The following is a 25,570-nucleotide window of genomic DNA, read 5'->3' as shown; positions in this document are numbered from 1 at the left end:
GCAAGGGCGAGCAGGGCTCTTGATGCAACCGCGCACCATGCCGCGGCCGTTCAGCCTGCACTGCAACAAATACGTCAGTACTTCTTGCACTCCGGGACCGTGCGGCTCGGCAGGCCGATCTTGGCGAACACCGCCGGATCGTAGCCCAGCGTCTGGTTGACGTTCGGGATCACCTTGACGACCTTGCTGAACAGTGCGCCCTTGCTGTCATCGACCACCTCGGTGACGAAATTGGTGCCGATCGCCTGGCGGTTGGAGTCGAGCTTGATCTTGCCGTTCGGCGCGTCGATCTCGATCTTCGCCAGCGCGTCCTTGAGCTTGGCCTGGTTGTTGGAGAGATCGCCATTGACCTGGCGCAGCGCCAGGATCAGCGCCATCGTCGAGCCGTAATAGTTGGTCGCGAGCAGCGACGGGCTTGGGAAGCGTTTGGCCGGCGGGAAGGCATCCTGATAGGCCTTGACGAATTTCTGCCAGCCCGGATCCTCCCAGGTATCGGCCTGGCCGCTGGCGGCGATGGTGCCGATCAGCGCGTTCTTGGCGTTGCCCTTCGACGACAGGATGGTCTGGTCGATCATGATCGAGCCGCCCATCAGATGCGCCTTGCCGCCGGCCTGCTGATACTGGTTGAGGAAGTTGACGGCATCGGCGCCGCCGAGGCCGAGATAGATCGCGTCGACGTCGTCAGGCAGCGCGGCGATCACGGAGGCAAAGTCCTTGGTGCCGAGCGGCACCCATTGTCGGTTGGTGACCTGGCCGCCGGCGCCGCAGAACTCGAGCACCAGGCCAAATACCTGGGTGTAGATGAAGGAGTAGTCCTCGCCGACGGTCGCGATCTTGCGATAGCCCTTGGTCTCATAGGCGTATTTGCCGAGGCCGACCTGCCACTGCGCGCCGTCCATGTTGTAGCGGAAGAAGTTCGGCGCCGGATCGACATAGGTCGTTTCCTGCGCGCCGGAGGCGGCGTTGACGAAGGTCAGCTCCGGATGGGTCTTGGCGAAGTTCTTGACCGCGATGCCTTCGTCGCCGGACAGCGGCGACAGCAGGATTTGCACCTTGTCCTGCTCGATCAGCTTGCGCACCGCGCGCACCGCGGAGTCGGGCGTCGCGTCGGTCGAGGCGACGACGAATTCGAGCTCCTTGTCGCCGATCTTCTTGCCGAGCACGTTGAGCGCCGTCTGGAAGCCGCGCATGCCGTCCTCGCCGAGCACCGTGTAGGTGCCCTCGAGCGTCGCGGTGACGCCGACCTTGATCTTCTCCTGAGCGAACGCCGTGCCCGAAAGCAACAGGCTGCTCAACGCAATCAGTCCCAAACTGCCTTTCAACATCGCGCTCCTCCCTCTGCGTTGTCGCCGGCGTCCACTTGGCGTGCGAAGGCTGATGGGCGTCCGGTTGTTGCCGGCAAAGCTAGCCGAAGGCGGGCGCGGCGCGGATGTCGTCGGCGCCAATTGGCTTAACGGGCAGTCTCATTTTGATTGTTGCGCCGCAGCGCGGCTCGCGGCGCAATGCCGCGGAGCGTGTTCGGTGTCATCACCGCGCATGCGGGTGATCCAGTATTCGAGAGACGGTCCTGCTTGAGCCGAGAGGTCACGGTGCACTGGATGCTCGCACGCGCGGGCATGACACCGGAGAGAATGCCGTCCATGCTCTCTCCGCACGTCGTCCCGGCGAAAGCCGGGACCCATAGGCCGCGGCGGGTGTCGTGAACGGGACTCGTCGTTCCACATCGTTCAACAATCACGCTCGGTGGTTATGGGTCCCGGCCTTCGCCGGGACGGCACCGAATGTATTGCGCTGCCGGTGAGTCATACTTCCGCGCTCTGTCCGAGCTTTGCATTTCGTTTCGCCACTCCGGAAACAGAGGGCGCAGGGAAAGCCTGGGTGCCGATCGCACCCATGGGTCCCGCTGATAAAAAACGCGGGAGGTAAGACCACGGCCGCGGGGGCGTGTGCCGTCGGGCAAATCAGTGGCAGGGCCCGGATTGGTTAATGCGCCCACGCAACGCGTTGCCCGATGACGGGCTCTGCGTTGATCGGCCACGGCAGCAGACTGCCGGCCCGACCTGAACCTGTCCCTCTGCATTTGCGGATTGGATCGGCCGAGCTTGCACTCTGCTTTTAACTGGCGACGGTTCCGGCATCAGCGCCATGGAATCGTGATGACGCGTGTGGCGGATTGTCCGCAAGATGCGGTTGCCGGAACCGATGGTGGCGCGCATCGGAGAGTCGATAACTGCGACGAACGTCGAAGTTCCCTTGCGTTTGCCCAACATTGTCCATCATGAGTCTATCAACTTCGCGTGTGGTGCCTGTTGAATGCGGAGACAGGGGATCGCCGGAACCTGAGGTGCAGAGACTCGGGTCGCGTCAACAGGCAGGCGGAGCGGAACAATCAAGCAAATCGTGGTGCGACGATGCCTGCCGCCTTTGCCGGGGCGGGCAAGGCGGAGGTATTTCATCGCTGCAGCGCGGCGCGTTCTGCGTTCGGCGTGCGTCGCTGTCGTCGGTTGCTCGCTGTGCGAGCAGGCTCACGCGCTCGACTTCTTTGGCCTGTTCGGTTCCGACGATCCGCCGCCGGTCAGCGCCACGACGCTATCCTATCGGCTGGAGATCGAAGCCAAGACGCCGGAGGGCAAGAACGATAGCGACGCCGAACAGGCATTGCGCGATGCCGCCGGCACCTATCGCCTTCGACAGGAACCGCCCCCGGACGGGGAAGGTCTCGCGCGCCGGCTGCAGGCGGATATCAATCCGCTGCTCGATGCCCTTTGGGGGCTTGGCCGCTACAACGCCCAGATCGATGTGACGTTAGATGGAGTTCCAATCTCCCTCGACGAGATCGGGCTTGCCGCGGCCGCGCGCCGGGCCGACAGCTTTCGCAATCGGACCGTTGTGCCCGTCAAGGTCATCGCGCGACTTGGTCCGTTGTTCAAGCTGCGTGCCGTTGATGTAGACTATCCGCGCGACCAAGCGCCGCAGGGATTGCCGCGCCGCGCGTTTGCGCTGAAGTCCGGCGATCCCGCGATCTCTGCCGACCTGCGCGCCGCGCAGGCGAAACTCGTCGACTGGTTCCGCAGCAACGGACATCCGCTCGCGAAGGTCGCCGACGTCAAGGCCACCGTCGATCATGGCGCCGCCGCGATGGACCTTCGGCTTCGGGTCGAAGCGGGCCCCAAGGCCGGCATCGGCGCCGTGACGATCTCGGGCGGAGACGTCGATCCGAGAGTAGTGGCCACGCACGTCTACCTGAGGGAAGGCGAGCCTTATTCGCCAGAGCGGCTCGCCTTGGCGAAAACCTCGATCGCAAAGATCCCGGCCATCGGGGGAATTCGCGTCCGCGAGGCGGACCAACTCGATGAGAATGGCAATCTGCCGGTCTTCATCGATTTGACGGAAAGGCCCAGGCACGCGGTGGGCCTCTCGGCGAAATATTCCACCGTCGATGGTCCCGGCATTGCTGGCTACTACGAGGATCGGAACATATTCGGCCGCGGCGAGCGCCTGAGGCTCGAAGCGTCCGCCTCGCTTTTGCAACGGATCGACGGCACGTCCTTCACCGGCTTCAATAATCTGAGCGGCTCGGATTTCGGCGCACGCTTTACCGGCACCTTCATCAAGCCGGGCTTGTTCGGTACGGCCAACGATCTACTGATCGAGGCCACTGCGTTCCGCGAGCGTGTCGGCAACAACGACCTCGGCGGTTACACTGACGACACGGTGCGCGGCACATTCGGCGTGATCCATCGCTTTTCGGAGGCGGCTTCGCTGCAGGCCGGTCTCCAGGTCGAGCAATCGAAATCGCAGGACGTGCTGGGGCGGGTCGATGCGACATTGATCGGCTTCACGGCGACCGGCCGCTACGACACGACAGACAATCCGCTCGACCCCACGCGCGGTGTGCGCCTCTCGGCGACCGTCAATGCCTATCCGAAGCTGATGGGTTCCACGATCGATCTGTTCGAAGCGCGGGTTGCGGGCTCGGCCTATTATGCTCTCGACGAGCAGGCCGACTACGTGCTGGCGGGTCGGTTGGCCGCAGGCTCGCTTGCGGGCGCGCCGCTCGACCAGATTCCGGACGCACATCGCTTCTTCGCTGGCGGCGGCGGATCCGTACGCGGTTACGGCTTCAACACCATTTCGCCGATGATGTTCGGTCAAATCACCGGTGGTCGCAGCCTGATCGAGGGCTCCGCCGAGGTGCGGGTCAGGATCACTCCCACCATCGGCCTCGTGCCATTCTTCGACTTTGGCACCGCCTCCCGATCATCCCTGCCAGGCTTCGACGACTATGTGGGCTACGGCGCGGGACTTGGGTTGCGCTATCTCACGCCGGTCGGCCCGATCCGCCTTGACGTTGCGACACCGCTGAACCCTCGCCCCGGCGACAGCCGTTACGCGATCTATGTCAGCATTGGGCAAGCCTTCTGATGCGCATCCGACGGCTGTTCATTATCGGTTCTGCCGTCGCGGCCCTGGGTCTCATCGCTGCCGCGGTGCTTGGTGTCGTTCTCTACCGAATGGTGGGCGGTACCGGCGAGAACCAGCAGGATGTGCTAGCCAGTCTCGTCTCGCGGACGCTCTCGACGCCGGCGACCCAGGTCCATGTCGGCGCCGTCGATGGTGTGCTGTCCTCGGATGCAACGGTCCGCGACGTTAGCATCACCGACAAGGACGGTGTCTGGCTGACGCTCGACGAGGCGCGCCTCGTCTGGCGACGCAGCGCATTGTTGCTGGGGCGGCTGGAAATCGACCGTCTCGAGATCGGCACACTTGAGATCAGGCGAAAGCCGCTTCCGTCCAACCAGCCTGCCGCCGAGTCCGATCAGCCGATGCTGCCTGACCTTCCGGTGAAGGTGCAGGTGAAGGCTTTCGACCTGCGGGCCCTGACGCTGGGACAGTCGATTCTGGGTGAAGCTTTGAGTGTCGCGGCGACCGGCAATACCGAGTTCGGCTCGCCCTCGGAAGGGCTCGTCTTCAACCTCGATGCCACCCGCAAGGATTTTCCGGGCCACTTCAAGGCCGCTCTCGCCTACGTTCCGCAGGGAAATGCGCTTACCCTCGACGTCACGCTCGACGAGCCAGCCCACGGACTCATGTCGAAGCTCGGCCATCTGCCGGGCGAGCCGCCCGTCACATTCGCACTGGGAGGCAAGGGCACGCTCGACAGCTTTCGCGGTGCCCTGAAGTTGCAGGCCGGCCCCACGATCGATGCGACCGGCACGATTGCGCTTGACCGAAACGGCGCGGCCCGAGTGCTCGCAACGCGCCTTGCCAGTCACCTCGAACCATTGTTGCCGGCGATCGCCGCGCCGGTCTTCGCGGGCGAAACCCATCTCGACAGTACGACGCATTTTGGTGACGACGGCAGCGTCGCCCTGGACGGGCTGACGCTGACGAGCCGTCTCGCACGGCTCGACGCGAAAGGTCTGCTCCGAGCCGACAAGGTCGTGGATTTTGCGGCTTCGATCCGCGCCTTGCCAAGCAACGGCGACGTGACCGAGACTGACCAAGGCTCGATCCGCAGCCTCGTCTTCAACAGCCGCGTCAACGGCCCAATTAAGGCTCCTACAGCATCGGTCAAGCTCGCGCTGTCGGGTGCTCATCTGCCGGACGGAGACGTCGAGACGCTTGATGCTTCGATCACGGCCGTTCCTCGTGCCGAGGCCAGCGATCCCGCAACGCGTATCATCCTTGACGCGAACCTGCGCGCTTCCGGCATCGCGCCACGCGACGCGAGTTTGGCGGCCGCGATCGGCAACACCGCGTCGCTCGTGCTCCATGGCGATACGGACCTGGGCGGCCGCGCCAGGATCGAGCGTCTCGAGGTCGGCACATCAACGGTTCAGGCCACCTATACAGGCGATGTCAGCGCCGATCGCCTGAATGGCCGGGCAACCGGAACCGTGCCCGACCTCGGCGCCTTTGCCGACCTTGCCGGGTTGAAGCTCAAGGGTTCGGTGGCGTTCGGCCTCGATCTCGACACGGATTTACAGCGTGGCAGCTTCGATATCAGAATGTCAGGTGCCGGCGAGAAGCTTGCGACGGGACTTGCGGCGCTCGATGGGCTCGCGGGGGCGCGGCTCGCACTGGCAGCCGACATCTCTGCTGACGGACGCGACACTTACACGGTCCGCGACGCGTCGATCGATGGTGCCCATGTTGCGGTTCGCGCCAAAGGAACAGTGACGCGCGACTCGAGCGACCTGTCGGCGCGTGTGGACCTGCCGGATCTCTCGGCGGCCGATGCTCGCCTCACCGGTGCGGGAGCTCTCGACGTCGGCCTGACCGGCGGGCTCGCGCATCCCGGGGTTTCGTTCGTGGCCTCGGTGGATCGTGCCACCGCGATGCGGCGTCCGATTCCGCATCTCGGGCTCGCCGCGACGGTCAACGACATCAACGGAGTCTGTGCTGTCGAGGCCAAGCTCGACGGCTCCGTCGACGGCAAGCCAGCGCGCGGGATTGTTCAGCTGAGTCGTCGATCGTCGGAGCCCGACGATCGCGCAGCTCCCGCCTTTGCCGGATGGCACGCAAAGACCGTCGACATCGCGATCGGATCGGTATCCCTGAAGGGGGCAGCAACGATCGACGCCCAGAGATTCGCCAGCGGGCAGATTCGCTTCGCAGCCGGGGCGCTCGCCGATCTCTCGCCGCTTGCGCTTACAGAGCTCGCCGGTTCGGCCTCACTCGACCTTGCCGCTTCGGCCGATGGCGGCCAACAGTCGATCCGGCTTGCCGGCAAGGGCGCGGGAATCCGTGCCGCGGGTGCGGCCGTCCGCAGTTTCGATCTGCGCGCCGATGGCGCCGATCTCTACAGCCATCCGGTGCTCAATGCTGATGCGCAGGTCAATGGTGCCGAGTTCGGCGGTCAGACAGTCTCAAACGTCACGCTGGCGGCCGCGGGCAATGCCGATGCGAGCACGATCGGCCTGTCCGCCAAGGCTGCCGGATTCGATCTCGATGCCGTGGGTGCACTGACCACCAGGGAGCGGGTGCGGTTCGATCTCAACCGCTTCACCGCGCGCCGTGGCGCCAAAGCGATTGCGCTGCAGGGCCCCGCGGGCTTCACGCTCGACGATGGCACGGTGCTGATCGAGCATCTGGCGCTCGGGATTGGACGCGGCCGCTTCACGGTGGACGGCAAGGCCGGCCAGGTGCTCGACCTTAAGGCCATGGCCAGCGCGATCCCGCTCGGCGAGGCCGATGTCGCGATACCCGGTCTGGGCCTGAGCGGGACCCTCGACGCGTCAGCGGCCATTGCGGGCTCCATGAGCGCGCCGACCGGCCAGTACAAAGTCGCGGTCAAGCAGCTCACCGCGCCGCAGACCAGAAGCGCCGGTCTGCCGCCGATCGACGTTGCCGCGGACGGACGGCTCGATGGCAGCCGCGCGAGCCTGAACACCACAATTGCCGCGGGAAGAGCCGGCGCGATCACGGCGTCGGGCACGGTGCCGTTCGACGCCACGGGTCCGATCGCGCTGACCGCGAAGGGCCGCCTCGATGCCGCCGTCGCCAATGCCGCGCTTTCCGCCTCCGGCCGTACCGTGTCCGGCAGCGTTACGCTCGATGCCCGTGTCGGCGGCACGCGTACCAGGCCACAGATCGGCGGTGTCGTCACCATGAGCGGAGGTACCTTCCGTGACAGCATGCTCGGTACGCGCCTTGATGCCGTCGACGCGAAAATCACCGCCGAAGGAGAGCGCATCGTCGTGGAGCGCCTGACCGCGGTGACGCCCAACGGCGGTACGTTGTCCGGCTCCGGTGAGGTAAGGGTCGCCCCGGATGCAGGTTTTCCAGGCACGATCTCGATTCGCGGTCAGCAGGCGACGCTTGCTTCCAGCGCGCTGGCGACCGCGCAGGCCAATCTCGCTATCGACGTCACAGGCGCCCTGGCGCGCGATCCGCGGATCGTCGGTCGCGTCGACTTGACTCGCGTCAACGTCGATATTCCGGATCGCCTGCCGTCGACGCTGAAGCCGATCGACGGCATCAACCATGTGAACGCCTCGGGGCAGGCCGCTGCACGGCTCGCAGCTGCGCGCAAGGCCGAGACGCCGAAAGGCAACAAGAAGCGTCCGGCGCTCTTCAACGCCGCGCTCGACGTGACAGTTTCTGCGCCGAACCACGTCTTCATCCATGGCCGCGGGGTAACCGCAGAACTCGGCGGCTCCGTTCATGTCGGCGGCACGAGCAACGCGCCGGTTCCGAAGGGGGCTTTCTCGCTCTATCAGGGCAAGCTGGTGGTGCTCGGAAAGACGCTGACCTTCACCAAGGGCAATCTCTCCTTCAATGGCGATCTCGCGCCCGAGCTCGATTTCGCGGCAGAGATACAGGCCTCTGACATCACCGCGCAGGTCGGAATCTCGGGCCCGGCGGCCGCGCCGGTCTTCGCCTTCCATTCGCAGCCCGAGTTGCCGCAGGACGAGATCCTGTCGCGCATTCTCTTTCAGAAGGGTTCGGGCAGCCTGACGACCTCGCAGGCCGTGCAGCTCGCCGGGGCCGCCGCTCAGTTCGCAAGCGGTGGCGAGGGAACGGTGGACCGCATGCGCCGCTCGCTCGGGGTCGACAATCTGGACGTCGGCGCCGGAGCGGGCGGTCCGATGGTCGGCGCCTCGCGCGCGATCGGCGACAGGCTGAGCGTGGGCGTGCGGACGGGCGCGAGCGCCAGCCAGTCAGGAGTGTCGGCCAATGTCGACGTGACGCGCCATATCCGCGTCGAGTCGGATGTCGATGCGAAGGGCTCGACATCCGTCGGGGTCGGCACGCGATTCGAATGGTAAGGGCGACCGAGATCGCGCCTCACTTCGTGGTGTAGCCGCCGTTGACGAGGATGGTCTGGCCGGTCATCCACCAGCCGTCCGACACCAGCAGGCGGATCCACGGCACGATGTCCTTGATGTCGGTGAGCCCGGTCCTGGAGAAGCCCGACAGCGACGCCGCCGATTTGTGATAGGCGACCGCGTCCGCGCCTTCGGCCGGATAGAAGAACGGCGTGTCCATCGGTCCGGGTCCGATCGCGGTGACCGAGATGCCGCGCGCGCCGAACTCTTTCGATGCCGCGCGGGTGAAATGCTCGACCGGCGCCTTGGTCCCGGCATAGGCCGCATAGAACGGCGTGTAGGCGCCGAGCAGCGAGGTCACTAGCGTGCAGATCTTGCCGTTGTCGTTGACGTGGCGGCCGGCCTCCTTGAGGAAGAAGAACGCGGACTTGGCGTTGACCGCGCTCATCGCGTCATATTCGGCTTCCGAGATCTCGATCATCGGTTTCTTCAACACCTTGCCGACGGTGTTGATCGCGATGTCGGGGCGGCCGATCGCGGCGACCGCCTCGGCGAACAGTTTTTCCATCGCGCCCGATGTCGTGAGGTTGGCCTGGAAGGCGACCGCCTTGCTGCCTGCGGCCTGCAGCGCCGCCACCGTCGCGTCGGCATCGGCCTTGGTGGCCGCGCTGTTGTAGTGGATCGCGATCGCCCTGGCGCCGTGGGCGGCGAGATCGCGCGCGATCAGGCCGCCGAGATTCTTGGCGCCGCCGGCGATGATGACGGTCTTGCCCTTGATGCTGTGGTCGGTCATGGCGTTCGCCTCTCCAGGTCTCGCGGCCGCGCCCTGCGGCCGCTTTCTGGAGAGGACGATATCGTCTAGAATTTGCCGATAAAGCCATGCATCCTGATATCACTTGTCGGAAATGGCGAACAATCGGGGACGATTTTGGACCGCATCGACCTGTTCCGCATCTTCGCTCGCGTCGTCGAGTGCGCGAGCTTTACGCGGGCGGCCGATACGCTGGGCCTGCCGCGCTCGTCGGTCTCGTCAGCGGTCGCAGAACTGGAGCAACGCGTCGGCGCGCGGCTGCTGCATCGCACGACGCGAAAGGTGTCGCCCACGCATGACGGCGCGGCCTTCTACGAACGAGCCTTGCTCGTCGTTGCCGATGTCGAGGAGGCCGAGACCCTGTTTCGCCACGCCGCCGCCGAACCGTCCGGCAGGCTCAGGGTCGATGTGCCCGGGCGGATCGGCCGCCTGATCATCGCGCCGGCGTTGCCGGCTTTCCTTGATCGTTATCCGCAGATCGACATCGATCTCGGCGTCACCGATCGCGCTATCAACCTGATCGAGGATTCCGCCGATTGCGTCGTGCGCGTCGGCCCGCTCAGCGATTCCGGTCTGATCGCGCGGCCGCTCGGCGATCTGACGCTGATCAATGTCGCAAGCCCCGGATATCTCGCGCGCCACGGCACGCCGCGAACGCCCGACGATCTCGGCGCGCATTGGGCGGTCAACTACGCCTCGCCCTCCACCGGCCGCATCGAGGAGTGGGAGTGGAGCGAGCAGGGCGCGTCGCGCGGCATCGCGCTGCGCGGCCGCGTCACCGTCAACAGCGCCGAGGCCTATATCGCCTGCTGCCTCGCCGGCCTTGGCCTGATCCAGATTCCCGCCTACGACGTGAAGCGGCAACTCGATGCCGGAGAGCTCGTCGAGCTGATGCCGCGGCACCGCGCCGCGCCGATGCCGATGACCTTGCTCTATCCGCACCGTCAGCATCTATCGCGGCGGCTGCAGGTGTTTGCCGACTGGCTGACGGATTTGCTGAAACAGAAGCTGCTCGCGGCGGGGTAGGGCGCAGGCTGGTGTTCCCGGTCGGTGGGACGTATAATCCCTGTGCTCGTGACGGTAATCTGATGACCACTTTGGTAAGCAAACTCGGCCCCGCAATCGCAGTGTTGGCGCTGTGCCTGAGCGGCCAGCAGCAGGCCAGTGCCCAGGCCGGCCCGGTGCGCTACTGGACGCCGGGCTCGCTGTTCGGCTTCGGCGGCAGCCTCGCCGACGGCCAGAAGGCGGATACCTACGGAAACTTTCCGAGCTTTGACGCCGCCGGCGCGCAAGGCGGCGATTTTTCGTATCTGAACGGCCGGCCCGACGGCTGGTTCGCCGGCAGCGAAGGCGGTCGCGTCGGCTGGAACGCGCTCGGCCAATCGGCGGCGTTCGGCTCGCTGGAATATCAGGGCGCGCAGTTCGGCTACAATTTCAGGGGCGTCGGCAATACGCCCGTGACCTTCTTCGCCGGCTTCGACACGCTGAAATACAATCCGCCCGGGGCCGGCGGACCGCTGGCGCCGTTCAGCGGCAATCCCGGCGTCAACGCCGGCTATTCTGCGCGCGCGGGACTCGAGTTCCGGCCGACTTCGAATCTCAGCCTGTCCTTCGGCGCGAGCTTCACCCAGCAAGGGGCGGAGCGGATGGACAGCGACATTCATTCGCAGCTGCTGCCCGGCCAGTCTCCGGTCCTGTTCGGTGGGCGCTGAAGCGCGATGAGAATCGTCATCGCGCCTTATCTCCTTGTTTGAGCATGATCTTTTCGGAACCGCTTCGCACTTTTCCGGATCATGCTTTAGCGCGTCAGCGCAAGACGGCAGCGCTGCGGTCCTGATTCAACCAGAACGTCACAACCAAGAAGGCTCGAGCTCACGGGCACAGTCAGGATCGAAACATGGACATGCAGGGCAAGATCGCACTCGTCACCGCCGCGGGATCCGGCGCCGGCCGCGCCGGGGCACGCATCCTCGCGCGCGAGGGCGCGGCGGTCGCGGTGGTCGACCAGAACGAGGCCGGCGCGAAGGCGGTGGTCGACGAGATCAAAAAGGGCGGCGGACGCGCGCTGGCGCTGACCGGCGATCTGCGCGACGACGGCTTTGCGCGCGACATCGTCACGGCAACCGCGAAGGAATTTGGAGCGCTCGACTGCGTGTGGAATCACCTCGGCATTCCCGGTCCGTCCGTGATCGACGATCTGGAAGGCTGGGATCTCAGCGTCGATCTCAACCTGCGCTCGCAGCTGATCACCACCAACGCGGCGCTCGGCCAGATGACCGCGCGGCGCCAGGGCAGCATCCTGTTCACTGCATCGACCTCGGGCCTGGTCGGCTCGCCGTGGAGTCCGACCTATTCGGCGGCCAAGGCCGGCGTGATCGGGCTGGCGCGCGCGCTCGCCAAGCGCCACGCCAAGGACGGCGTCCGCGTCAACGCGATCTGCCCCGGTGCGATCGACACGCCGATGCTGCGGGTGTTCGTCAACCGGCCGGACCAGCCGGGCCACAACGAGGCCGATCCAGAGGAGCTGATCAAGGCCGCGGTCACCCGCAATCCGATGGGCCGCGCCGCGCGTCCCGAGGAGATCGCGGAGGTCGCGGTGTTCCTGCTGTCGGACAAGGCGTCGTTCGTCACCGGCATCGCGATGCCGGTCGATGGCGGGACGGTGGCGTAGCGTCTTCCAGGAATTGCCCTAAAGCATGATCCGGAAAAGTGCGAAGCGGTTTTGCGAAAAGATCATGCTCAAACAAAGAGCTAAAGCGCGATGACGATTCAACCTAATCACATCGCGCTTTAGAACTTCGCCCTGATGCCGGCATAGGCGGCGAGCGGCATGCCGGGCACGAAGGTGCGCGGATCGGTCAGCTGCGCCATCAAATTGGGCGCGGCTCCGGCGCTGGCAAAGCCGCCAGTCTCGTAGAACGCGCCGCCGAGATAATAATGCTGGTTGAAGACGTTGTTAATCAGGCCGAACACCTCGATATTCGGCGTGATCCTGTAGGAGGTGTGCAGGTTCACGACCGCGTAGGCCGGGACCTTCTGGCTCTGGTTGGTGTCGTCGCCGATCAGCCACTGGCTGCCGACCACGTTGATGTCGGCGCCGACCTTCCATGCGTCGGTGGCGAGGTACTCGACACCTGCCTTGAAGCGGTGCGCCGGAATGCCCGGGATATGGTCGCCCGGCTTGACGTTGATGAACCGGACGTCGTCGTTGTTCGGGTCGGTCAGGGCGTTCGGGTTGTCGGGAGCCGGCAACGTGTTTGCGCTTCGATAGGTCGCGTCGATGAAGGTGTAGTTGGCATAGGCGTTCCAGCGATTGACGCGGTAGTCGAGCTTGGCTTCGATGCCCTGCCGCAGGGTCTGTCCCGCATTCTGGAAATAGCCGAAATTGCCTGTGCCGATGGGGCTCTGCACCCGGATGATGTCGTCGTCGGACAGAGTGTGGAACGCGCCGACGCCCCAGCTCAGCATGCCGGTCCTGGCGTCGTTGCCCCAGGTGCCGCGGAAGCCGGCCTCGATGGTGTGCGACACCACCTGCTTGAGCGGCGGATCGGATACCAGGAAGGAATCGATGACGCAGGGGCGGGCCGGATCGGAGCAGCCGAGCTCGAGCGGCGTCGGCGCGCGGTTGGCCTCCGAATAGCCGGCATAGAAGGTGAGGTTCGGGGTGATCTTGTAGGTGCCGCCGATCACCGGGTTGAGGCGCTGGAATCGGTTGCTGCTGTTGAGCTGGTCATTTGTCCCGGTCTGGTCCTGCAGATCGATCTGGGCATAGTTGAATCGTCCACCAGCAGTGACCGAGAACCTGTTCGTCACGTCGAAGGTATCGGTGAGATATACGCCGGTGTAGGTGTTGGTTGCGCGCAGGTCGACCGGGGCGAGACCGGCATCGGGCTGGTTGATGAAGATGCCGGTGCCGGTCACGAACAGGTTGTTCGGATCGATGGTTCCGAGCTCGCTGGTCGCCGTGAATTTCGTGTTGCCGTGGTCGACGCTGACGCCCATCACGACGTGGTTGTCGTGTCCGAACAGCTTGTCCGAGTTGGTCAGTTGGGCTGTGCCGCCGAAGCTGTTGGTCGCGGCCCGGTTGCGGTCGACTTCGCCAAGGAAGGCATTGCCCAGCGTGTTCGAAACCGAGGGACCTCCCGCCGGACCGAAAATCGGCAGGCCGTCGCCGATGCACAAACTGTCTCCCCCGTCGCAGGCATGCACGTCGGTGCCGTTGCCGTCGACATGGGTCTGCCGGAAGCCGCGGAAATAGGCATTGCTCTGGAAGGACCAGGTGTCGGAGAAATTGTGGTTCAGCGTGGCGTTGACGAAGGCGAGCTGAAGCAGCGTCGTCTGCGGCCAGGTGTAGACGCTCGACCAGCGCTGATTGAGCATCTGGACCGGCGTCGCCGCGACATTGCCGAGCAGGTTGCTGGCGCCGGTGAAATTGACATGAAATTCGGTGTCGTCGTTGCGTGCGCCAACATCCACATACATGCGGTTGATGTGCGACGAATTGGCGTAGTCGCGCCAGCCGCGATCATACGCGGATTCGAACGCAGCGTAGGCGGAGATGTTGTCCCTCTGGCCGCCGGCCTGCACGCTGCCCTGCACGCGCCCGTAAGAGCCGCCGAACAGTTCAGCCTCGGAGCCCTGATAGGTGAAGCCGTTCTTCATCTGGATGCTCAGCGCACCGCCGATCGCGTTGAGGCCGAACACCGGATTGTTGGGAAACAATGCGACGCTGTCGATAGCCTTTTCCGGGATGAAGTCCCAGTTGACCACGTCGCCCCAGGATTCGTTGATGCGCACGCCGTTCTGATAGACCGCGATGCCCTGCGGCGTGCCCTGGACCGGCGAGGCGGTAAAGCCGCGGTAGTCGAGGTTGCGCTGGAACGGATTGCCGGTCTGGTCGCCGAGCGTGACGCCGGGCAGCTTGCGGTTCACAGCATCGAGGAAGTTGGTCGAGTAGTTGTGGCTGAAATCCTGCGTCGTCATCACCGCGGTGTTGGACGGGACCTTGTCGCGATCAATCAGGGTGGAGTCGCGGTCGGAGGGGCCGGGTGCAGCGGTGCCGACATCGGGGCCCGCTGCCGGAGCAACAGGTCCGGTTCGGGTTCGCGCGGTTCGCGTGGTCCGAACCACCGGCCGTGCCGTCGGCCTTGCGCTGCGGGTGCCGGCCAGAGGTGTGGGCGCAATCACGTTGACGGGCGGCAGTTCAGTGGGGACCGGATCGGCCGTCTGAGCATGCAGGACAGTCGATGGCAGTGCAGAGCCAATAACAGCCAGCACGGCCGCAGCGCCTCGCGTATAGACCGAAGAAGACAAAGACCGTGTTGCCGCACGCAACAACGCAGCAGCCATGACGCCCACCCCCAAGCCGCGGTTCGGCTTGATCCCCGACGAACCTTGGCTCGGAGACTGCGGGAACGCCCTTGCTTTGGCAAACAAGATCAATGCCGGGGGACCGGGATTCTTTTCCATCTGGAATCGGGAAAAATTCCCGATTTTGATGGACGGGCACACGCACACGATACGGGCGGGATGATTCCGGCCGACTTGGCGCAAATTCGTGCCCAAAAGGCGGGCATCGCCGCCTTTGGGACCGCCGATCGTCTCAGTCCTTGAACTCGCAGCCGAGGCGCAGCAGGGCCTCGTCGACCCAGCGGCGGTCGCTGGTGCCGGCGAGGATTTGCTGGATGGCCTTTTCCTCGGTCGCCTTCTTGGCCTCGGTCAGCTTGCAGATCGCCTCGGCGTCGTCATGGGGCACGCAGAGCACGCCGTCGTCGTCGGCCACGACGAGATCGCCGGGCTCGACGATCATGCCGTCGATCGAGACGGCGCAGTTGATCTCGCCCGGGCCGTCCTTGTAGGGGCCGCGATGGGCGACGCCGGCGGCGAACACCGGGAACGATCCGGCGCGGATCGCGCCGGCATCGCGGATCGAGCCGTCGATCACGAAGCCCGCGACGCCCTTCTTCTCGGCCAGCGTCGACATGATCTCGCCGATGATGGCGTTGACGAGGACGCCGCCGGCATCGACCACGATGACGTCGCCGGGCTGGGCCAGGTCGATCGCCTTGTGGACCATCAGATTGTCGCCGGGACGGGTCTTGACCGTCAGCGCCGGGCCGCCGAGCCAGCCGCCCGCATGCATCGGCCGCAGCCGGTTGGTGCCCGCGATCCGCGACATCGAATCGCTGATATTGGCGACCGGCAGGGTGCGGTAGCGCGCGACGAGGTCAGGCGACACTTTCCGCTTCGCTTTGTGAATTGCAAATCCTATGGCCATCGGTTTTCTCCGAGATTGATTGGTTGAAGTCGATTGTCGGTCTTGCCGCTTGGTTGGACCCTCATGGTGAGGAGCGCGGAACGCGCGTCTCGAACCATGTGGCCCGGTTAGTGGCCTGCATCCCTCGAGACGCCCGCTTCGCGGGCACCTCAGGATGAGGAGTTGGAGTGCTTGTCTCGGCTTCGTTCAATGCGCGCGGCGTTCGAGATGGGCGTTGAGGCGAGGATAGACGCGGCGGGCGTTGCCTTCAAAGATCTTGGCCTTGTCCGCCGCGCTCAGCGGCAGCGCGTCGATATAGCGGCGGGTGTCGTCGAAGTGATGACCCGTTTCAGGATCGATGCCGCGGACCGCGCCGACCATTTCGGACGCAAACAGGATGTTCTCGACAGGGATTACCCTGGTCAACAGCTCGATGCCGGGCAAGTGATAGACGCAGGTGTCGAAGAACACGTTCTTCAAGAGATGCTCCGACAGCGGCGGCAGCTTCATGTCCTGCGCGAGGCCACGGTAGCGGCCCCAGTGGTAGGGCACCGCGCCGCCGCCATGCGGGATGATGAACCGCAGGGTCGGGAAGCGCTTGAACAGATCCGAAGTCAGGAACTGCATGAAGGCGGTGGTGTCGCCGTTGAGGTAATGCGCGCCGGTGCCGTGGAAGCAGGGATTGCAGGACGAGGAGACATGGACCATCGCCGGCACGTCGAGCTCGACCATCTTCTCATACAGCGGATACCACCATTCGTCGGTCAGCGGCGGATCGCACCAATAGCCGCCGGCGGGATCGGGGTTGAGGTTGCAGCCGACGAAGCCGAGCTGGGTCACGCAGCGCTCCAACTCCTCGATGCAGTTGGCAGGCTTGATGCCCGGGCTCTGCGGCAGCTGGCACACGGGGACGAAGTTCTGCGGGAACAGCGTGCAGACCCGGTGCACGAGGTCGTTGCAGATCGTGGTCCATTCGCGGCTGGTCGCTTCCTTGCCGACGTGATGTGCCATGCCGGCGGCGCGCGGCGAGAAGATGGTGACGTCGGTGCCGCGCTCCCTTTGCAGGCGAAGCTGCGCGCCCTCGACGCTGGAGCGGATCTCGTCATCGGTGATGCCGAGATTGGTGGTGAGCGGCCGGCGCGACTTGTCGGCGAGGCCGGCGAGCTGCTTGTCGCGGAAGATCTGCAGCTTGGCCGGCTCGGTGGTGTAATGGCCGTGACAATCGATGATCATGGTTGCTTCCTTGGCAGGGGTGTCAGTGTGCGACGGATGACGGGATCGCGCCCGTCAATTCCGTCTCGCGCGACTTGACGCGCATGGTGGCGGCGATGGCGGAGGCGACGAGCAGGAAGCCGGCGATGCCGACCAATGCCCAGGAGAAGCTTCCGGTGGAGTCCTTGATCAGGCCGATGCACCACGGCCCGATCAGGCCGCCGAACTGCGCCAGCGTGTTGACCAGCGCGATCGAGGCGGCGCCGGCCGCGCCGGTCAGCAGCGAGGCATTGATGCTCCAGAACAGCGGGTTGCCGGCATTGAGGCTGAAGCCGACGATGCACAGGAACACGAAGGCCAGCACCGGGCTCGCGACATAGGCGCTGCCGAGCATCGCGACCGCGGCCAGCAGATAGACCGCCGCGAGATGAAACTTGCGATCGCCGGTCTTGTCCGAGCTGCGACTGACCACGATGGTGCCGATGACGCCGAGCAGCGGCGGGATTGCCGAGAGGAAGCCGACCTGGACGTTGCTGAGATCGCCCATGCCCTTGATGATCTGCGGCAGCCACAGCAAGAGGCCGTAGATCCCGACCAGTGCGCAGCCGAACAGCGCCGCCAGCAGCCAGACCCGGATATCGAGGACGCATTCGATCAACCTGTGCTTCCCCTGTTGTTCGATCTCGGCCCGCTCGGCGGCGAGTTCGCCTTCCAGCCAGGCCGCCTGTTCTTTGGTGAGCCAGCTCGCCTTGGCTGGGCGGTCGGTGAGATAATAGAGCGTGAACAGGCCGAGCAGAATGGTCGGCACGCCCTCGGCGAGGAACATCCATTGCCAGCCGTGGAGACCGGCAGTGCCATCGAACGAGGTCATGATGCTGGTCGAGATCGGCCCGCCCAAAACCGCCGAGAACGAGCCGGCGATGATGTATCCCGCCACCGCGCGGGCGCGATAGCGCGCCGGAAACCAGTAGGTGAGGTAAAGCACCACGCCGGGCATGAAGCCGGCTTCCGCGACGCCGAGCCCGAACCGCATCACATAGAGGCTGAGCGGATTCCAGACAAAGGCGGTCAACGCGGCGACCAGGCCCCAGGTGATCAGGATGCGCGCCAGCCAGATCCGGGCGCCGAGCCAGTGCAGCATCAGGTTGCTCGGCACCTCGAGCACCATGTAGCCGAGGAAGAAGATGCTGGCCGCGAAGCCGAAGATCGCGGGGCTGAGGCCGAGGTCCTTGTTCATCGTCAGCCCGGCATAGCCGAGATTGATACGGTCGAGATAGTTGAAGAACATCATCACGAACAGGATCGGGATCAGCCGCCAATAGACGCGGCGGATGGTCTGTTGTTCGAGCTCAGTGACGGACGCTCCGGCCATTGCAATCCTCCCGTTCATTGTGATGGCGTTCATTGGGTTGCGGCGCCATTTCGGATGTTGTTAGGGTGTCCAGTCTCTCGTTCGTGCGGCAGCCGTTCGGCGTCGTCCGAAGCTGCGCCTGCTGTCATCGTTCTGAGGTCGATGCCCTGCTGCTCGGGCAGCAGCAATGCCGCGCAGAACGCGGCGGTGTAGCCGCAGATGGCGCAGATCGCCATTGCGTCGCCGAGATGCATCCGCGTCGAGAGAATGCCGACGGTCGCCGGCACGATCGAGCCGAGGCCACGCCCTGCGCTCAGCGCGAATCCGGCGCCGTTGGCGCGGATGCTGGTTGGAAACAGCTCGGCAAAGGTCGGCATCAGGCCGGAGGCGAGGCCTGCCTGCAGCGCGCCGAGAAAGAATCCGAGGATGACCGTGATGCCCTGTCCGATCGGCGCTTGGGTGTAGACGACGACGTTCAGTGCCTGGCAGACCAGGAACAGCATGAAACCCTTGCGGCGGCCGATGCGGTCGGTGATCAGGCCGAAGGCGATCGGTCCGACGAATGATCCGAAGATGTTGACGGCGAGATAGCCGGCGGTGTGCGTGACCGGTAGATGCAGCCCGGTTTGCAGATAGGTCGGCAGCCAGGTGATCATCACATAGGCCGCGCCAAGCGTGCCGGTGGTGAAGAAGGTCGCGACCAGCGTCTTGAACAGATGCTCGCCGGTGAAGATGGTCCAGAAGCTATGCGCCGGCGAGGCGGCGCGCTGTGCCTTCTCCTCGACGAAGATCGCGGATTCCGGCACGAAGCGGCGGACGAAGAAGACCAGCAGCGCGGGGAGGATTCCGATCGCGAAGAACACACGCCAGGCCATGTCCTGCGACAGCCAGCCGAAGATGACGGGAAACAGCGCCACCGACAGCGCATTGCCGACGGCGTATCCGCTCTGGATCGCGGCGGCGACGCGGCCGCGCATGCCGGCCGAAACCACTTCGGCGACCAGCACGGCACCGACCGCGGCCTCGCCGCCATAGCCCATGCCCTGGATGGCGCGCGCGACCAAGAGATACCAGAAGCCGTCGGCAAAGGCGGCGGCAAAGGTCGAGACCGCGACCAGGAGGATGGTGAATTGCAGCACGCGCACCCGGCCGAACCGGTCCGCGGCAATTCCGGCGACCCAGCCGCCCAGGGCGGTGCCGATCAACGAGCTGGAAGCCAGAATGCCGGCGTCAGGCCGCGACAGGCTCAGCGTTGCGATCAGCGCCGGCGTGACCAGCGCGTAGATCGTCGTGTCCATCGAATCGAGTGCAAGGCCGCCGAAGGCGGCGAAGAAGGTCTTGCGTTCGACGGCGGACAGCTTGGACAGCCACCCCAGATTCATGTTCGTTTCCTCTTGATGTCGCGGCCTCTTGGTGGGCCGTTTCTGCGAGATTTAAGGCGCGTCGAGTGCCGCCGGGTTCACCACATTGGTGCGATCGATGTGGCGTTGCGTGAGGACAGCTGCGATGTTGCGCGCGGCCTCGACGCCGGTCCGCGTGATCGATGCGCCGGTTTGGGCTGCGATATGCGGCGTCACGATCAGGTTCGGCGCCTGCAGGATCGGCCTGTCTTTCGCCGGCGGCTCCTCCGCCAGCGTGTCGAGGCCGGCACCGGCGAGATGGCCGCTGCGCAGCGCCGCGCACAGCGCGTCCTCGTCGACCAGCGCGCCGCGCGCGGTGTTGATCAGGAGGGAGCCGGGCTTCATGGCGTTGAGCCGCCCGGCATCGATCATGCCGCGCGTCGCATCGGTCAGCGGCGCGTGCAGGCTGACGATGTCGGAGACCGCAAGCAGCTCGGCGAGATCGGCGGCTTCGCGCGCCAGCGCCGGATCGACACGGCCGCTGCTCCGGCCGAGCGCGACGACGCTCATGCCGAGCGCGGCCGCCGCGCGGGCGACGTGCCGGGCGATGCGACCGAAGCCGACCAGGCCGATCGTGCGGCCGCGGATTTCGCGGCCGCGATAGGTGGCGCGGTCCCAGGCGCCGGAATGGGTTCGCGCGTTCAGGCTGACGACGTCGCGCCCGAGCGCGAGGATTAATGCGATGGTGTGCTCGGCAACCGCAGGCGCATTCGCGTCGCCCGCGACCATCACCAGCACGCGCCTGGCGGTTGCGGCATCGATATCGACGCTGTCGATGCCGGCGCCGTGCTTTGCGATCACGCGCAGGTGCGGATTGCCGGCGATGGTGGCGGCGGAGAACACCGGATTGCCGCGCATCAGGATCGCCTGCGTCGGCGCCCGCGCCATCTCATGCGCGAGACGCTCAGGCGTGACGGCATCGCGCATCAGCACGACATCTGCACCGATCTCGCTGAGGACATTGACGGCGGCCGGCGCGAGGCTGTCGCCGGTGACGAGAACGCGAAACGGAACGGTCATCTTCTATCGTCCGCTGCGATATTGCATGGCTGACCCGCTGCGAGCGCCGCGCCGTCGTGTCTGAACCTGACGCATTTCGCGCGCTTCTCCCTTGGAGGACTGGTGATTTCGCGCGAAGATCGGGAAACGGCCCCGTGAGGTCAAATACCTTGTTGACCCCCGACTTATAGGGAATCGGAATAAGCGATGGATTACAGGCAGCTTCGTTACTTCATCGCGGTAGCCGAAGAGCTCAGCTTCAGCCGCGCCGCCAAACGCTTGCATGTCAGCCAGCCGCCGCTGAGCACGCAGATCAAGGCGATGGAGGAAGAGCTCGGCACGCGCCTGTTGGCGCGGACGCGGCGCGCGGTGGAACTGACGCAAGCCGGACAATTGCTGCTGGAACATGCGCGGCGCGCGGTCAGCGAACTCGATCTGGCGTCGGAGACGGTGCGCCGTGCGGCGCGCGGCGAGGCCGGCATGATCCGGGTCGGCTTCACCGGCTCGGTCCCGATGCTCGACATGTTCGCCGAGCTGTTCCGCAGCTTTCGCGCCAGCTATCCGCGGGTGAAGATCGAACTCCGGCACATGTCGACGGCAACGCAGCTGCGCGCGCTTGCCGACGCCGAACTCGATGTCGCGATTATGCGCCCGCCGCTCGATTTCAGGCCGGCGGCCGATCTGCAGGTCCATGTGGTGTGGCGCGACCGGCTGATGGTGTTCCTGCCGCTGGATCATCCGCTGGCCGGCGCGAAGGGCGCGCTCGAGATGGCCAACCTTGCCGAGCATGAATTCGTCGGTATGGCCGAGAGCGGCTGCGGTGTCGGTGATCAGGCCGCGATGCTGTGCCGGCGGGCGGGCTTTGCCCCGCGCGTGGTGCAGGAGGCGCATGAACTGCGCACCGTGCTCAGCCTGGTTGCGGCCGGGATCGGGCTGTCGATCCTGCCGTCGTGCTACCAGCAGGCCGGCGTGATGAATGTGGTGGCGAAGCCGCTGGACACGCCGGATGCGGAGAGCCGCATGCTGGTGGCGATGCGCTCCAACGCCTCGCTGCTGCCGCGCCGGTTCGTCGAATGCGCGCTGCAGGCAGCGTCGCGCAGCGCACCGCCGCTTGTTCCGGAGGTTGCGGCAGTGAGTCGTTGATCGTGCCGCACGCCCTATACTTTCGTCGGCCGTAGTCTTCCGGCATCCCGTCTGGCCCTGCTCTTGCATCGTTCAATGTCAGGTGCTGGGGCGCGGATGTGTCGTGCTCTCGCCTGCGGCGGCAGCGTCGCAGGCGAGCAGTCTGTGACGCGCGCCCGCAGCTGGATCGACACGGAGACGACGACATGCACGCCATCACGCGTGCGGCACTGCTGCTCGGGACGATGTGGCTGACATCGCCGACCCTGGCGCGGGACGACGGCCGCCACGCCAATTCACCGCTAAAGCCCTGGTTCGAAAGCCTGCACAGCGGCTATGGACAATGCTGCTCGGATGCTGACGGCTATGTGGTCGCCGATCCCGACTGGGAGTCTGATCACGGCAACTATCGCGTGCTCATCGACAATGAATGGGTTGTCGTGCCGAACGAGGCCGTGATTACCGAGCCGAACAAGATCGGGCGCACCATGGTGTGGAAGCACTATGTCGACGGCCACCCGCGAGTGCGCTGCTTCATGCCGGGCAGCATGACCTGAGGCGCATCGTCCGGGCTGCAACTCAGGCCGGCGGGACGAACACCCGGTTCGGGAATGCCTGCTCGACGACGTCGAGAAACGCGCGAACCTTTGCGCCGACCAGCCGTCGCGAGCTCTGCAGTGCCCAGATATCGACCGGAGGTCTGGCATCCGTTCCCCAATAGGCAAGCCGACCCGCGGCAATGTCGTCATCGACCAGCAGCTTCGGCAGCAGGGCCGCGCCCGCGCCTGCGAGCACCGCATCGCGCATCATCAGCATCGATGAGAGACGCAGCATTGGCCGCGGCCTGAGCATCATTTCTTCGCGTTCATGTCGGATGCGCCAGAGCGTGTCCAGCGGCGTCTGCGACATCAGAACGGCATCGACGGAGACGCCATTCGGATCGCGCGCGGCGGTCGTCGGCCGTTGTCGATCGGGATGCGCCACGACGAGCAGTTCGTCGCTGAGGAAGCGGCGGCCGACCAGACGTTCATCCGCTGACGGGTTGATGCGGATGACGAGGTCATAGCCGTCCTCGACCGGGTCGACCAGGCGATCCTCCGCGACGATCTCGAGCTGGACGTCGGGATAGGCGTGCGCAAAGCGCGCACCGATCCGGCCGAACGCGACATGGGCGAGCAAGACCGGCGCACTGACCCGCAAGCGGCCGCGGGGCGTCGACGCGCCGAGCACCACGGCTTCGCCGGCCTCGGCGATGTCGGACAGCGGACCGCTGGTGCGCTCGTGCAGCGCGCGGCCCTCATCGGTCAATCGCAGACTCTGCGAACCCCGCTCGATCAAGCGGACGCCGAGACTCTGTTCCAGTTCGGCGACGCGGCGGGACAGCGTGGCCTTGGCCCGTCCGGAAGCGCGGCTGGCGCGGCCGAACCCGCCATGCGCGGCCACCAGGTTGAAATCGGTGAGCGCCTGAAGGTCCATCGAACTGTTCCATATTCGAAACGGTCTGTTCAGATAATGCCATCTTCAAAGGAAAATTGGAACGGATAGCTTCTCTGCAACGGCAGACGGTCTGCCCCAAAAGAGGAGCATTCGACATGGCCATTCTGGTGACAGGCAGCACGGGCACCATCGGCACCCAGGTTCTCAATCATCTCGCCGGTCAGGGCGTCGAGGTTCGGGCCCTGACGCGTTCGCCCGGCAAGACGCAATTTCCGCAGCGCGTGACGGCGGTTCGCGGCGATCTTGCCGACGTGGATTCGGCCCGTGCGGCGCTCATTGGCGTCAGCACGCTGTTCCTGCTGGTGCCGAACGCCGCCGACGAACTGACGCAGGCGATGCTGACGCTGACCGCCGCACGCGAGGCCGGCGTCAAGGGCATCGTCTATCTCTCGGTGTTCAAGGGCGAGGCCTATGCCGACGTGCCGCATTTCGCCGGCAAGCACACGGTCGAGCGGATGATCGAGGCGCTCGATCTTCCCGCGACTGTCCTGCGTCCGGCCTATTTCATCCAGAACGATCTTCGGCTGAAGGAGCCGCTGCTGAACTTCGGCGCCTACGGCATGCCGATCGGCGCGAAGGGCATCTCGATGGTCGATATCCGCGACATCGGCGAGGCGGCCGCGATCGAGCTGCTGCGCCGCGAGCGCGCGTCCGCACCGCTGGGCCGCGAGACTTACGCGCTGGTCGGCCCCGACGTCGTGACCGGCGAGGGCGCGGCTGCGATCTGGCGCGATGAGCTTGGCCGCGCGGTCAGCTATGGCGGCGACGATCTCGCGGCGATGGAGCAGCGTTTCAAGGCAGCGATGCCGGCATGGCTCGCGCTCGACATGCGCCTCATGTTCGGCCGGTACCAGAGCCACGGCGCGGTTGCGACGGCCGACGAGCTGGCACGCCTGACGAATCTGCTCGGCCGCGCGCCGCGGGCCTATCGCGATTTCGCCCGCGACGCCGCCGCGCAGTGGCACAAGGGCTAGCTGCGAATGAAGGCTTTACAGCGAAGCAAGCGCTTCCTTCAGCTCTCCCCCGCGTGCGTGTTCGGTCCCGTGTGATTGGCGAGGGCCTGGATTGGCGCCAGGTAGCCGAGGCATTTGAGGCGGGTCCGATTGTAGTCGTGGACGAACTTGGCGATGAAGGTGTCGCGGTCGGCGTGGTTGACAAAGGTACGGCGCGCGCTGCCCCGTTTGTGTTCGCGGTCGATGGCTTCGGCGATGCGCCGGTTGAAGCGTTCGACGAGGCCGTTGGTCTGCGGATGGTAGGGCTTGGTCAGGCGATGCTCGATTGCGCGCTGCTTGCAGAGCCGATCAAAGGGATGGTCGCCGGAAGGCTTCCCGACCGGTTTGTTCTTCTTGTCGACGGCGAAGCGGTCGGTGAACTCGGCTCCGTTGTCGGTCAGGATGGTGTGAACCTGGTGCGGAAAATCAGCCAGGAAGCGCTTAAGGAAACCGGTCGCGGTCGTTCCGTCTCGCCTGGAATGGATCTCGACGAAGACGTATCGGGTGGCGCGATCGATCGCGACAAAGGCATAACTGGTGCGGCGCTGCAGCGCGGGCAGATACTTCACGTCGATATGAATGAAGCCGATGCTGGCGCTTTCGAAGACGCCGGCCCTGGGCTTGTCGGGCTTGGCAAGCCGGCTGATGCCGTTGCGCTGCAGGCAGCGGTGGATCGCGCTGCGGGACAGCTTGGCATTGATGCACCGCTGCATCACCTCGACGATATCGTCCAGCGGCAGCTGCAGCGATGTCCGCAGCTCACACACTGCCCGTTCCTCAAGGGCGGACAGGCTGGTCGTGAGGTGCTTCGGCCGATGCGAGCGGTCCTCGACCGTCGTGCGGCCGCGCCAGCGATAGATTGTGGTCTCGCTGACCCCCAGCTCGGCCGCCAATTGGGCGACCGACTTCCTGCTGCGCTGGATGTAGGCACGCGTCTTCGGTGTCGTCGTGGCGTTCGCGTGCAAGCTCAGTTCCATGACACGAGGCGCTCCCTAACAAAGGCCACGCCTCGTTCTACACCGATTCCATCCAACCAATCTGCAGGGACCAAACACGTGCGCAGGGGTGTCCGGGGAATGATTCACTGTGTCGCGGTGCATGCTCGGCAGGACCGAGGCAAATCGGTCTTTTCTGGTTGTCGAGACACAGAGGGCCG

At 65.3% G+C, this 25,570-nt stretch carries 19 protein-coding genes; 8 read left to right on the top strand and 11 right to left on the bottom strand.

The features are described 5' to 3' along the window. Nucleotides 1-74 precede the first annotated feature (74 nt). Nucleotides 75-1,325 (bottom strand): ABC transporter substrate-binding protein, encoded by a 1,251-nt coding sequence (locus ACVI1L_RS05790; RefSeq protein WP_456782486.1) that lies wholly within the window; start codon nucleotides 1,323-1,325, stop codon nucleotides 75-77. Nucleotides 1,326-1,450: 125 nt separating this feature from the next. Further along, nucleotides 1,451-1,642: a hypothetical protein gene (locus tag ACVI1L_RS05785; RefSeq protein ID WP_057016883.1), complete on the bottom strand. Its 192-nt coding sequence runs from the start codon at nucleotides 1,640-1,642 to the stop codon at nucleotides 1,451-1,453. 758 nt (nucleotides 1,643-2,400) lie between these two features. Between ACVI1L_RS05785 and ACVI1L_RS05780 the strand changes: the two genes are divergently transcribed. Both ACVI1L_RS05780 and ACVI1L_RS05775 read left to right on the top strand, forming a co-directional pair. After that, a complete protein-coding gene (locus ACVI1L_RS05780) occupies nucleotides 2,401-4,425 on the top strand; it encodes an autotransporter assembly complex protein TamA (protein ID WP_456782485.1) in 2,025 nt (674 codons plus the stop codon). Beyond that, complete coding sequence (locus ACVI1L_RS05775; protein ID WP_456782484.1) at nucleotides 4,425-8,774, top strand: translocation/assembly module TamB domain-containing protein; 4,350 nt, start codon at nucleotides 4,425-4,427, stop codon at nucleotides 8,772-8,774. The genes ACVI1L_RS05780 and ACVI1L_RS05775 overlap by 1 nt, the downstream gene beginning before the upstream one ends. Nucleotides 8,775-8,793: 19 nt before the next feature. Here the strand turns inward: ACVI1L_RS05775 and ACVI1L_RS05770 are convergent, their stop codons facing one another. Continuing rightward, entirely contained in the window at nucleotides 8,794-9,567 is a 774-nt protein-coding gene (locus ACVI1L_RS05770) for an SDR family oxidoreductase (protein ID WP_456782483.1), read from the bottom strand. 135 nt (nucleotides 9,568-9,702) lie between these two features. On the opposite strand from ACVI1L_RS05770, the gene ACVI1L_RS05765 reads away from it, so the two are divergent. The 3 genes from ACVI1L_RS05765 (at nucleotide 9,703) to ACVI1L_RS05755 (ending at nucleotide 12,256) form a co-directional block, all read left to right on the top strand. Further along, nucleotides 9,703-10,611, top strand: coding sequence for a LysR family transcriptional regulator (locus ACVI1L_RS05765; protein WP_456782482.1), 909 nt, complete (start codon nucleotides 9,703-9,705; stop codon nucleotides 10,609-10,611). Between the two features lie 62 nt (nucleotides 10,612-10,673). Then, nucleotides 10,674-11,297, top strand: coding sequence for a hypothetical protein (locus tag ACVI1L_RS05760; protein WP_168855389.1), 624 nt, complete (start codon nucleotides 10,674-10,676; stop codon nucleotides 11,295-11,297). A gap of 185 nt (nucleotides 11,298-11,482) precedes the next feature. Continuing rightward, on the top strand, nucleotides 11,483-12,256 hold the full coding sequence (locus ACVI1L_RS05755; RefSeq protein WP_456782481.1) for an SDR family NAD(P)-dependent oxidoreductase: 774 nt from the start codon (nucleotides 11,483-11,485) through the stop codon (nucleotides 12,254-12,256). A gap of 119 nt (nucleotides 12,257-12,375) precedes the next feature. Here the strand turns inward: ACVI1L_RS05755 and ACVI1L_RS05750 are convergent, their stop codons facing one another. From ACVI1L_RS05750 to ACVI1L_RS05725, 6 genes are all read right to left on the bottom strand, one after another. Next, nucleotides 12,376-14,862, bottom strand: coding sequence for a TonB-dependent receptor (locus tag ACVI1L_RS05750; protein ID WP_456782480.1), 2,487 nt, complete (start codon nucleotides 14,860-14,862; stop codon nucleotides 12,376-12,378). A gap of 325 nt (nucleotides 14,863-15,187) precedes the next feature. After that, complete coding sequence (locus ACVI1L_RS05745; protein ID WP_316394025.1) at nucleotides 15,188-15,862, bottom strand: RraA family protein; 675 nt, start codon at nucleotides 15,860-15,862, stop codon at nucleotides 15,188-15,190. Nucleotides 15,863-16,048: 186 nt separating this feature from the next. Next, nucleotides 16,049-17,074: an amidohydrolase family protein gene (locus ACVI1L_RS05740; protein ID WP_057016890.1), complete on the bottom strand. Its 1,026-nt coding sequence runs from the start codon at nucleotides 17,072-17,074 to the stop codon at nucleotides 16,049-16,051. Nucleotides 17,075-17,096: 22 nt separating this feature from the next. Then, nucleotides 17,097-18,425 carry an MFS transporter gene (locus ACVI1L_RS05735; protein WP_456782479.1) on the bottom strand — a complete coding sequence of 443 codons (1,329 nt, stop codon included), beginning with the start codon at nucleotides 18,423-18,425 and terminating at the stop codon, nucleotides 17,097-17,099. 29 nt (nucleotides 18,426-18,454) lie between these two features. Next, nucleotides 18,455-19,786 carry an MFS transporter gene (locus ACVI1L_RS05730; protein ID WP_456782478.1) on the bottom strand — a complete coding sequence of 444 codons (1,332 nt, stop codon included), beginning with the start codon at nucleotides 19,784-19,786 and terminating at the stop codon, nucleotides 18,455-18,457. A 51-nt stretch (nucleotides 19,787-19,837) separates the two neighbouring features. Continuing rightward, nucleotides 19,838-20,824 (bottom strand): NAD(P)-dependent oxidoreductase, encoded by a 987-nt coding sequence (locus ACVI1L_RS05725; RefSeq protein ID WP_456782477.1) that lies wholly within the window; start codon nucleotides 20,822-20,824, stop codon nucleotides 19,838-19,840. Nucleotides 20,825-21,010: 186 nt separating this feature from the next. On the opposite strand from ACVI1L_RS05725, the gene ACVI1L_RS05720 reads away from it, so the two are divergent. Continuing rightward, nucleotides 21,011-21,946, top strand: a complete 936-nt coding sequence (locus ACVI1L_RS05720) for a LysR substrate-binding domain-containing protein (RefSeq protein ID WP_229193443.1) — start codon at nucleotides 21,011-21,013, stop codon at nucleotides 21,944-21,946. 185 nt (nucleotides 21,947-22,131) lie between these two features. Beyond that, entirely contained in the window at nucleotides 22,132-22,482 is a 351-nt protein-coding gene (locus ACVI1L_RS05715; protein ID WP_456782476.1) for a hypothetical protein, read from the top strand. Nucleotides 22,483-22,504: 22 nt separating this feature from the next. Here ACVI1L_RS05715 and ACVI1L_RS05710 read toward each other — a convergent pair whose 3' ends face one another. Further along, nucleotides 22,505-23,401 carry a LysR family transcriptional regulator gene (locus ACVI1L_RS05710; protein ID WP_168855395.1) on the bottom strand — a complete coding sequence of 299 codons (897 nt, stop codon included), beginning with the start codon at nucleotides 23,399-23,401 and terminating at the stop codon, nucleotides 22,505-22,507. Nucleotides 23,402-23,517: 116 nt separating this feature from the next. On the opposite strand from ACVI1L_RS05710, the gene ACVI1L_RS05705 reads away from it, so the two are divergent. Beyond that, nucleotides 23,518-24,396 (top strand): NmrA family NAD(P)-binding protein, encoded by an 879-nt coding sequence (locus ACVI1L_RS05705; protein ID WP_456782475.1) that lies wholly within the window; start codon nucleotides 23,518-23,520, stop codon nucleotides 24,394-24,396. A 38-nt stretch (nucleotides 24,397-24,434) separates the two neighbouring features. On the opposite strand, the gene ACVI1L_RS05700 is transcribed toward ACVI1L_RS05705, so the two are convergent. Next, the gene (locus ACVI1L_RS05700; RefSeq protein WP_456782474.1) at nucleotides 24,435-25,391 is read right to left on the bottom strand and encodes an IS481 family transposase; all 957 of its coding nucleotides are present in this window, start codon (nucleotides 25,389-25,391) and stop codon (nucleotides 24,435-24,437) included. Nucleotides 25,392-25,570: the final 179 nt, after the last annotated feature.

The organism is Bradyrhizobium sp. USDA 4516, assembly GCF_054055915.1.
The sequence above is the reverse complement of the archived record's forward strand: the minus strand, read 5'-3'. Positions and strand labels throughout refer to the sequence as shown.